Below are 8,276 nucleotides of genomic sequence, written 5' to 3' on the forward strand. Positions count from 1 at the left end.
CGGCTCCTGCCTCTTCGTTCGCAAACCCCTCGCCAAAATCGACAAACCGCCCCCGCTTAATCCCAACCGCCGACAACCAACCGCCTCCCCCAACCAGGGAACCTTCAGCTATGCATGACTTTCCCCGGACACCCGTGCGCCCCCCGGGGGTGGATTTTGGGAGGGGGTGGAGACCACCCCCTCCCCGACCCTCCCCGGGCGGGGGCGGGTTAGGGTGGGGGGTCTCTTTCGCAACGCTGGAGGAAACCTCACGCCGACTTCTTCGTCACCGCATCGGCGTAGCGGCCCTGGCGCACGACTTCGGCGACGGTGCCGTCGGGGGCGCGGAACTTGAGCGCGCCGGCGGCCTTGTCTGAGAGGATGGTGCCGCCATGAGCCTTGATCTTCTCGGCCACGGTGTCGCGGTCGTCGACCTCGATGCCCCAGTGGTGCAGCCTGGGGCCGGGGCCGGCGAGCTGCGCCTCTTTCGCTTCCTCGCTGTCATAGACCATGAGCGCCAGATCGATGTTGCCGTCGGTCATGTGCCGGGAGACGTGCTGGCCGTTGCGGCCGGTCTTGACCTGGCGAAAGCCGAAGACCTCTTCGTAGAACTTGGTCGCCGCCTCCAAATCCATGACCTTGATGGCGAGGTGCACGATGCGAGCCATTGTCCTCTCCTCTTCGATGGCATCGGTGAGTCAGGGGTCGGAAATCACTTGGCGAGGCCGAGCTCGCCCAGGACTTGCGCCAGACGTGCATGTTCGGCGGCGAAGAAGGCGCCCACGTCCTTGCTGTTGCGGTAGTTGGCGGTCCACAGATTGCGCCGCACGTCTTCCTGCCATTGCGGGCTCCGGGTGAGCTTGGCCAGCGCGTTGTCCCACCAGTCGAGCTCCACCTGGGTCATGCCCTTGGGTCCGACCAGCGTCCGCCAGGCATAGAAGACGACGTCGACACCCTGCTCCTTCCAGGTCGGCACGTCGGCGAGCGCGCCGGGGAGGCGTGCCTCGGAGGGAATGCCGATGACGCGAATGCGTCCGGCCTGGCGGTGCCCCAGGATCGCCGAGGCGGGTGTCACGGCGACGGCGACATGGCCGCCCATCACCGCGGTCGCCGCCTCGCCGCCCGAGGCGAAGAACACCATCTTCAGCTTCTTCGGGTCGCCGCCGACCGCCTTCATGACGAGCGCGGCCGCCGCATGGCTGTGGCCGCCGGGCGAGCTGGAGACGGCGATGGCGATGCTGTCGGGATCCTTCCTGAGGGCGTCGACCAGATCCCTGCCGGTCTTGATCGGCGAGTCCGCCGCCACCGAGAAGATGATCTCCTCGGTCACCAGAAGGGCCACCGGGGTCACGTCCTTGAGGCCGAGCTGGCTCGAGCCGATGATCTCGTTGGTCATCAAGGGCGGCGACTGCACGCAGATGAAGTGGCCGTCGCCCTTGTGCTGGTTGATATAGGCGATGCCGATGGTGCCGCTGCCGCCGGGCTTGTTGACGACGGTCACCGGCTGGTCGGCGACCTTCTCCTCCTGGAAGAGGCGCTGCAAGGTGCGCGCAGTGATGTCGAGGCCGCCGCCGGGGGCGCTCGGCACCACCAGCTCGACCGCCCGCATGGGCCGCCACGCCTTCTCCTGGGCCATGGCAACCGCGGCGCCGAGGGCTGAGACGGCGATCAGGGTCAGCCCGAGAAGGCGACGGTGTCGGCTGAGCATCGGTCTCCTCCCTTTAGGAGCCTGGTTTGGCGCCGGCGGCGGCGAGTGCGGCCAGCATGCGTTCCTTGCCATTGACGACATGGGCGAAGCTCGCCTGATAGGCGCCCTGCCCGTCGCGGCGGGCGATCGCCTCCAGGATGGCGCAATGCTCCCGGTAGGAGGCGATGAGCGCATCGGATTCGACCAGCCCGTGCCGGCGGAAGAGCTGGAACTCCTTCACCAGGCCGCGATAGCTCCGGGTCAGCCTGCCATTGCCGGCCGAGCGTACGATGAAGTCATGGAACTCCAGATTGAGCTCGGAATAGAGCGCGAAATCCCCCGCCTCGGCCGCGGCCCGCATCTCCTCCAGGAGACGGCGAAGCTGGCCGATCGCCGCTTCCGTGGCGCGGGCGGCGAACAGCGAGGCGGCGAGCCCGGTCAAGCCGGCGCGCAGATCATAGACCTCGCGGGCGTCGTCCTGGTTCATCTGCCGGATGAACACGCCGCGATTGGGCACCAGCCTGACCAGGCCGAGTGCCGCCAAGGCCCGGCAGGCCTCGCGAATCGGCCCCCGGCTGACACCGAGCTTGGCCGCCACCGCCTTCTCGTTGAGACGGGTGCCGGCGGCGAGCTCGCCGCTCAAGATCGCCCGCTCGAGCTCCTGCTGCACCACGCCTGAGAGCGAATGCGATTTGAGAAGTGCTTTGGTCCGCTCCGATGCGGCGGTGTCCTGCCCAACGTCGCTCATGACGTTATTGATCGCTAGGGCAGGACATTTGTCAACATTATGTATAAACGTTTATCTTGAGGTGGCTCGCCTTAGCAAAGGACGCCGTCTCCAGCTGCCTCTCCCAACCGGGCAGAGGGGTGGAAAAGCGCGGCGCTTTCAGATGGACGGCAGCGTGGCGCGCACCGGCGAGCGGGGATCGTTACTCTTTCATGACTTGGTCTTTGGCGATTTGGGCCAGGCGCTCGAGCTCGCGCTTGACCTTGTGATCGCTGGCATCGATGCCCTTGGCGGCGAGGTCGGTCTTGAGCTTGGCGATCACGGCCGCGTCGCCGGCGTGCTTGCCGAGCTCCGCCTCAACCACCTGCTTGGCATAGCTCTCAGCGGCCGCACCCGCGAGGCCCATTTGCTGGGCTGCCCACAGGCCCAGCATCTTGTTGCGCCGCGCCGTGACTTTGAACCGCAGCTCCTGGTCGTGCTTGAACTTTTCCTCGAACGCTTTCTCACGCTCATCGAAGCTGCTCATCGCCCCTCTCTCCCTAAGCCCGTTGAGGCACCATATTAAACGTCTGTAGCACGCCGATCCTATCAACGAATCATCGCTCGGAGGCTAGATTGTCTTCACCCCCTGCCCCTGCTATTAGGTGGTGATCGAGAACGCTCGGGCGAGCGAGTCCTTGAATGCCGCCCCGATCGCCACCGAGTCCAGATCCACGTGAATCGGAACGCGCCCATGGCTCGACGCAGACGGATCTATGAAGGCAAGGCCAAGGTGATGTTCGAGGGCCCGGAGCCGGGCACGCTCGTGCAGTACTTCAAGGACGATGCCACCGCCTTCAACAACCAGAAGCACGGCATCATCAGCGGCAAGGGCGTGCTCAACAACCGCATCTCGGAATACCTGATGACCAGGCTGGCCGAGATCGGCATCCCGACCCATCTCGTGCGCCGGCTCAACATGCGCGAGCAGCTCATCCGCCAGGTCGAGATCATTCCGATCGAGGTGGTGGTGCGCAACATTGCCGCCGGCTCGCTCTCCAAGCGCTTCAAGCTGCAGGACGGGACCCAGCTGCCGCGCTCGATCATCGAGTACTATTACAAGTCGGACGAGCTCGGCGATCCCATGGTCTCCGAGGAGCACATCACCGCCTTCGGCTGGGCCACCACCCAGGACATCGACGACATTCTCTCGATGTCGCTGCGCATCAACGACTTCCTGACCGGCCTCTTCCTCGGCGTCGGCCTCAAGCTCGTCGACTTCAAGCTGGAATATGGCAGGCTCTATACCGAGCAGGACGAGATGCGCATCGTGCTGGCCGACGAGATCAGCCCCGACAATTGCCGCCTCTGGGACGTGCGCACCAACGAGAAGATGGACAAGGACCGCTTCCGCCAGGATCTGGGCGGGGTGAAGGAAGCCTATCAGGAAGTGGCGCGGCGCCTTGGCATTCTGACCGAGGTGAGCGGTGGCGCTTGAGCCTAGTGTGATGATTCCGAAGTTCGTCGGCGAACTTCGGAATCTGAATCACACTAGCTTCAATGGATTGGTGGCCCGCTCATCCCTGAAATTCGCTGACGAATTTCAGGAGCGGGACACCAGGGTCCGGACCCAAGAGGTAGGCCCATGAGTGCCACAGCCAAACCGACGCCCGCCAAAGAGACGACCGCCAAGAAGACCGCCGGAATGAAGGCGAGGGTGCATGTGACCCTCAAGCCCGGCGTGCTCGACCCCCAGGGCCAGGCGATCGGCCATGCGCTTTCCTCGCTGGGATTCGCCGGGGTGGGCGAGGTGCGCCAGGGCAAATACATCGAGCTCCAGCTCATGGAGACCGACGCGGCGAAGGCGCGCCGCGCCGTCGAGAGCATGTGCGAAAAGCTGCTCGCCAATACCGTGATCGAGACCTATACGGTCGATATCGTTTCCTAGAGGATCGGAGGTGCCTTGAGGATGCAAGCCGCGGTGATCGTCTTTCCCGGCTCCAATCGCGAGCGCGACGTCGCCGTCGCCCTCGAGCAGGCATCGGGGCGGGCGCCGAAGCTGATCTGGCACAAGGACACCGAGCTGCCGGACTGCGATCTGATCGTGCTTCCCGGCGGCTTCGCCTATGGCGACTATCTGAGGACCGGCGCCATGGCGGCGCACTCGCCGGTGATGGCGGAAGTCAAGCGCAAGGCCGCCAAGGGCGTTCCCGTGCTCGGCATCTGCAACGGCTTCCAGGTGCTGACCGAGGCAGGCCTCTTGCCGGGCGCGCTCATGCGCAATGCCAGCCTGAAATTCGTCTGCCGCAACGTGCATCTCAAGGTCGAGACCAGCCAATCAATCTTCACCGCCGGCTACGAGCAAGGCCAAGTGCTGCGTGTGCCGGTCGCCCATGGCGAAGGCAACTACTTCGCCGATGCGGAAACCTTGGATCGTCTCGAGGCGCGCGGCCAGGTGGCGTTCCGCTACGTGACGCCGGACGGCAAGACGGAGGCCGCCGACAATCCCAACGGCTCGGCGCGCAACATCGCCGGCATCTTCAACGAAGCCAAGACCGTGCTGGGCTTGATGCCGCACCCGGAGAACGCCATCGAGGCGGCGATCGGCGGCACCGACGGCAAAGGTCTGTTTTGCGGCCTGGTGGCGGCGCTCGCGTGATTCTGTCGAATGCGAGCATCGGTCCGGCGCTGGTCGCCGAGCACGGGCTCACGCCGGAGGAATACGACCGGCTCTTGAAGATCATGGACCGCGAGCCGAGCCTGGCCGAGCTCGGCATCTTCTCGGTGATGTGGAGCGAGCATTGCTCCTACAAGTCCTCGAAGGTGTGGCTGAAGACGCTGCCGACCAAGGGCAAGCGGGTTATTCAGGGTCCGGGAGAGAACGCAGGGGTCGTCGACATCGGCGACGGCCAGGCGGCGGTCTTCAAGATCGAGAGCCACAACCACCCGAGCTTCATCGAGCCCTATCAGGGTGCGGCCACCGGCGTCGGCGGCATCCTGCGCGACGTGTTCACCATGGGGGCCCGGCCGATCGCCAACATGAACGCGCTCCGCTTCGGCGATCCGGAGCATCCGAAGACCAAGCACCTGGTGGCGGGCGTGGTCTCCGGCATCGGCGGCTACGGCAACAGCTTCGGGGTGCCCACGGTGGGCGGGGAGACGCAGTTTCACCCGGCCTATAACGGCAATATCCTCGTCAACGCCATGACCGTCGGCCTGGCCAGGGCCGACCGCATCTTCCGCGCGGCCGCCAGCGGGCCCGGCAATCCCGTGCTCTATGTCGGCGCCAAGACCGGGCGCGACGGCATCCACGGCGCCACCATGGCGTCGGCGGAATTCACCGAAGAGGCGGAGGCCAAGCGCCCGACCGTGCAGGTGGGCGACCCCTTTACCGAGAAGCTGCTGTTGGAAGCCTGCCTCGAGCTCATGGCCGAGGACGCGATCGTGGCGATCCAGGACATGGGGGCGGCCGGCCTCACCTCCTCCTCGGTGGAGATGGCGGCGCGCGGCGGTCTCGGCATCGAGCTCGATCTCGATCTCGTGCCGGTGCGCGAGACCGGCATGACCGCCTACGAGATCATGCTGTCGGAGAGCCAGGAGCGCATGCTGATGATCGTCAAGCCCGAGGCGGCGGGCCGCGCGCGGGCAATCTTCGACAAGTGGGAGCTGGATTGCGTCGCCATCGGGCGGGTGACCGACACCGGGCGGCTGGTCGCGCGCAAGGGCGGCCAGGTCGAGATCGACATCCCGGTGGCCCCGCTGGTCGACCAGGCGCCGCTTTATCAGCGCCCCTGGGTCGCCACGCCGAAGTCGCCGGTGATCGCGCCGACCACGGTGGTCGCGGTCCCGCCGTTTCAGATGCTGAAGCGGCTCATGGGCTCGCCCGATCTCGCCTCCAAGCGCTGGCTCTGGGAGCAATACGATCATCTCATCATGGGCGAGACGGTGCAGCGCCCCGGCGGCGACGCGGCGGTCGTGAGAGTGCCGGGGGCCAAGAAGGCGCTCGCCATCACCACCGACTGCACCCCCCGCTACTGCCAGGCCGACCCCGAGGCGGGCGGCGCGCAGGCGGTGGCCGAGGCCTGGCGCAACCTGACGGCGGTGGGCGCCCTGCCGCTCGCCGTCACCGACAACATGAATTTCGGCAATCCGGAGCGGCCGGAGATCATGGGCCAGTTCGTCGGCTGCATCGCCGGCATGCGCCGGGCCTGCGAGGCTCTCGACTTCCCGGTCGTCTCGGGCAATGTCTCGCTCTACAACGAGACCAACGGCAAGGCGATCCTGCCGACCCCGGTGATCGGCGGCGTGGGCTTGCTCGCCGACTATATGAAGAGCGCCAGCCTTGCCTTCAAGCGCGAAGGCGAGACGATCATCCTGATGGGCGAGACCAGGGGCTGGCTCGGCCAGTCGCTCTATCTCCGCGACGTAGCCCGGAAGGAGGAAGGCGCCCCACCGCCGGTCGACCTGGTGGCCGAGCGTCGCAACGGCGATTTCGTACGCACGCTCATCGCCCAATCCAGCATCAGCGCCTGCCACGACCTCTCCGACGGGGGCTTGCTCGTGGGCCTGGCGGAGATGGCGCTCGCCGGCAATATCGGGGCTACCCTCGCCGCCTCACCCGCCGATGTGCCCTCCCATGCGTTTTTCTTCGGCGAGGACCAGGCGCGCTATCTCGTGACCACGGATGATGCCAAGGCGGTCATGGCCCTGGCGGAGACGGCTGGGGTGCCGGCGTGCGTGCTTGGCACCACCGGAGGCCTCGCGTTGACAGCCGCGGGCGGCGATGCCATATCCCTCGCAGAGCTTCGCCGGGCGCATGAGGACTGGCTTCCCGGTTATATGGCAACTCCTTGAGGGGCTTGGCGGAATGCCGTTAGACGCGGGTACGATCGAGCGCTTGATCCGGGAAGGAATCCCCGATGCGCGGGTGACGATCGAGGATCTGCGCGGCGATGGCGACCATTATGCCGCCCATGTCGTTTCCGCCGCCTTCAAGGGCAAGACCCGGGTGCAGCAACACCAAATGGTGTACAACGCGCTTCAGGGAAAGATGGGCAATGAGCTGCACGCCCTGGCGCTGCAGACCTCGCCGCCGGATTGAACCACTCGAGACCAGAGGCAGACGACCATGACCGACGCAACCGTCATCGAGCGCATCAAGCAGGACATCAAAGACAACGACGTCGTGCTCTACATGAAGGGCACCCCGGTTTTCCCGCAATGCGGCTTCTCGGCCGCGGTGGTCGAGGTGCTGAGCAATCTCGGCGTCAAGTTCAAGGGCGTCAACGTGCTGACCGACCCGGCGCTGCGCGATGGCATCAAGCAGTTTTCGAGCTGGCCGACGATCCCGCAGCTCTACGTCAAGGGCGAGTTCGTCGGCGGCTGCGACATCGTGCGCGAGATGTACGGCACCGGCGAGCTGCAGGAGATGCTGAACACCCGCGGTATCGCCGTCGCCGCCGAGTAACGAGCGGCTTCATCGCCGGGCGATTTCGGGGCCGTGCCGCTGGCACGGCCCTTTTCGCTGCGCGGACGCCGTCGGCCGCGTGCCTCGATCCGCTCAGAAAAATCCCGAAAATGTCACAGGAAATGTCCCGGTCGGCACGATCTCCGCATCCAATCTGCTTAGGTGCTTGGATCGCCTGAAAACAGCGGCGAATTGCGCTGCGGACCCCTCGGTCTCGAGGCTCGCCATCGCATCCTTCCGCCACGCGTCCTCTGTGATGCCGCTCACAGTCGCCCGATCTGCCTTCGGCGAGCCTAAGCCGAACTTTACCCATTTTTCGAGCAAGGCGCTGATGTGACTCGCATTTGGTTGCGGGTCCTGACTACAGCGTCGGTTGGAGGGCGAGCAGATCGAAGGCGCGGCGCTGGGTTTGGGTCGGTGTGGCGAGCACGGGGAAG

Annotated in this window: 10 protein-coding genes; 6 read left to right on the forward strand and 4 right to left on the reverse strand. The window is 65.7% G+C overall.

Annotation, left to right across the window (positions count from 1 at the left end):
* Nucleotides 1-248: 248 nt before the first annotated feature.
* The 4 genes from HY058_20165 to HY058_20180 form a co-directional block, all read right to left on the reverse strand.
* The gene (locus HY058_20165; GenBank protein ID MBI3499617.1) at nt 249-647 is read right to left on the reverse strand and encodes a VOC family protein; all 399 of its coding nucleotides are present in this window, start codon (nt 645-647) and stop codon (nt 249-251) included.
* A 44-nt stretch (nt 648-691) separates the two neighbouring features.
* Nucleotides 692-1,687, reverse strand: coding sequence for a tripartite tricarboxylate transporter substrate binding protein (locus tag HY058_20170; GenBank protein ID MBI3499618.1), 996 nt, complete (start codon nt 1,685-1,687; stop codon nt 692-694).
* A gap of 13 nt (nt 1,688-1,700) precedes the next feature.
* Nucleotides 1,701-2,414: an FCD domain-containing protein gene (locus HY058_20175; protein MBI3499619.1), complete on the reverse strand. Its 714-nt coding sequence runs from the start codon at nt 2,412-2,414 to the stop codon at nt 1,701-1,703.
* Between the two features lie 181 nt (nt 2,415-2,595).
* On the reverse strand, nt 2,596-2,919 hold the full coding sequence (locus tag HY058_20180) for a DUF1476 domain-containing protein (GenBank protein ID MBI3499620.1): 324 nt from the start codon (nt 2,917-2,919) through the stop codon (nt 2,596-2,598).
* Between the two features lie 207 nt (nt 2,920-3,126).
* Here HY058_20180 and HY058_20185 point away from each other — a divergent pair, with 207 nt between their 5' ends.
* The 6 genes from HY058_20185 to grxD all read left to right on the forward strand — a co-directional run bounded on the left by HY058_20185 (nt 3,127) and on the right by grxD (nt 7,839).
* Nucleotides 3,127-3,870 (forward strand): phosphoribosylaminoimidazolesuccinocarboxamide synthase, encoded by a 744-nt coding sequence (locus HY058_20185; GenBank protein ID MBI3499621.1) that lies wholly within the window; start codon nt 3,127-3,129, stop codon nt 3,868-3,870.
* A 207-nt stretch (nt 3,871-4,077) separates the two neighbouring features.
* Nucleotides 4,078-4,320 carry a phosphoribosylformylglycinamidine synthase subunit PurS gene (gene purS, locus HY058_20190; protein MBI3499622.1) on the forward strand — a complete coding sequence of 81 codons (243 nt, stop codon included), beginning with the start codon at nt 4,078-4,080 and terminating at the stop codon, nt 4,318-4,320.
* Between the two features lie 21 nt (nt 4,321-4,341).
* Entirely contained in the window at nt 4,342-5,031 is a 690-nt protein-coding gene (gene purQ, locus HY058_20195) for a phosphoribosylformylglycinamidine synthase subunit PurQ (GenBank protein ID MBI3499623.1), read from the forward strand.
* Nucleotides 5,028-7,226: a phosphoribosylformylglycinamidine synthase subunit PurL gene (gene purL, locus HY058_20200; protein MBI3499624.1), complete on the forward strand. Its 2,199-nt coding sequence runs from the start codon at nt 5,028-5,030 to the stop codon at nt 7,224-7,226. Before purQ ends, purL begins: the two co-directional genes overlap by 4 nt.
* A gap of 13 nt (nt 7,227-7,239) precedes the next feature.
* Nucleotides 7,240-7,473 carry a BolA family transcriptional regulator gene (locus HY058_20205; protein ID MBI3499625.1) on the forward strand — a complete coding sequence of 78 codons (234 nt, stop codon included), beginning with the start codon at nt 7,240-7,242 and terminating at the stop codon, nt 7,471-7,473.
* A gap of 27 nt (nt 7,474-7,500) precedes the next feature.
* Nucleotides 7,501-7,839: a Grx4 family monothiol glutaredoxin gene (grxD, locus tag HY058_20210; protein ID MBI3499626.1), complete on the forward strand. Its 339-nt coding sequence runs from the start codon at nt 7,501-7,503 to the stop codon at nt 7,837-7,839.
* The last annotated feature ends 437 nt before the right edge of the window (nt 7,840-8,276 follow it).

It is taken from the genome of Pseudomonadota bacterium (genome assembly GCA_016195085.1).
In the GTDB taxonomy this organism is placed as follows: Bacteria; Pseudomonadota; Alphaproteobacteria; order SHVZ01; family SHVZ01; genus JACQAG01.

What these genes read in the sequence shown, in the direction of transcription:
- HY058_20165 (MBI3499617.1), bottom strand. Translation starts at nt 647, where the DNA reads ATGGCTCGCATCGTGCACCTCGCCATCAAGGTCATGGATTTGGAGGCG.
- HY058_20170 (MBI3499618.1), bottom strand. Translation starts at nt 1,687, where the DNA reads ATGCTCAGCCGACACCGTCGCCTTCTCGGGCTGACCCTGATCGCCGTC.
- HY058_20175 (MBI3499619.1), bottom strand. Translation starts at nt 2,414, where the DNA reads ATGAGCGACGTTGGGCAGGACACCGCCGCATCGGAGCGGACCAAAGCA.
- HY058_20180 (MBI3499620.1), bottom strand. Translation starts at nt 2,919, where the DNA reads ATGAGCAGCTTCGATGAGCGTGAGAAAGCGTTCGAGGAAAAGTTCAAG.
- HY058_20185 (MBI3499621.1), top strand. Translation starts at nt 3,127, where the DNA reads ATGGCTCGACGCAGACGGATCTATGAAGGCAAGGCCAAGGTGATGTTC.
- purS (MBI3499622.1), top strand. Translation starts at nt 4,078, where the DNA reads ATGAAGGCGAGGGTGCATGTGACCCTCAAGCCCGGCGTGCTCGACCCC.
- purQ (MBI3499623.1), top strand. Translation starts at nt 4,342, where the DNA reads ATGCAAGCCGCGGTGATCGTCTTTCCCGGCTCCAATCGCGAGCGCGAC.
- HY058_20205 (MBI3499625.1), top strand. Translation starts at nt 7,240, where the DNA reads ATGCCGTTAGACGCGGGTACGATCGAGCGCTTGATCCGGGAAGGAATC.
- grxD (MBI3499626.1), top strand. Translation starts at nt 7,501, where the DNA reads ATGACCGACGCAACCGTCATCGAGCGCATCAAGCAGGACATCAAAGAC.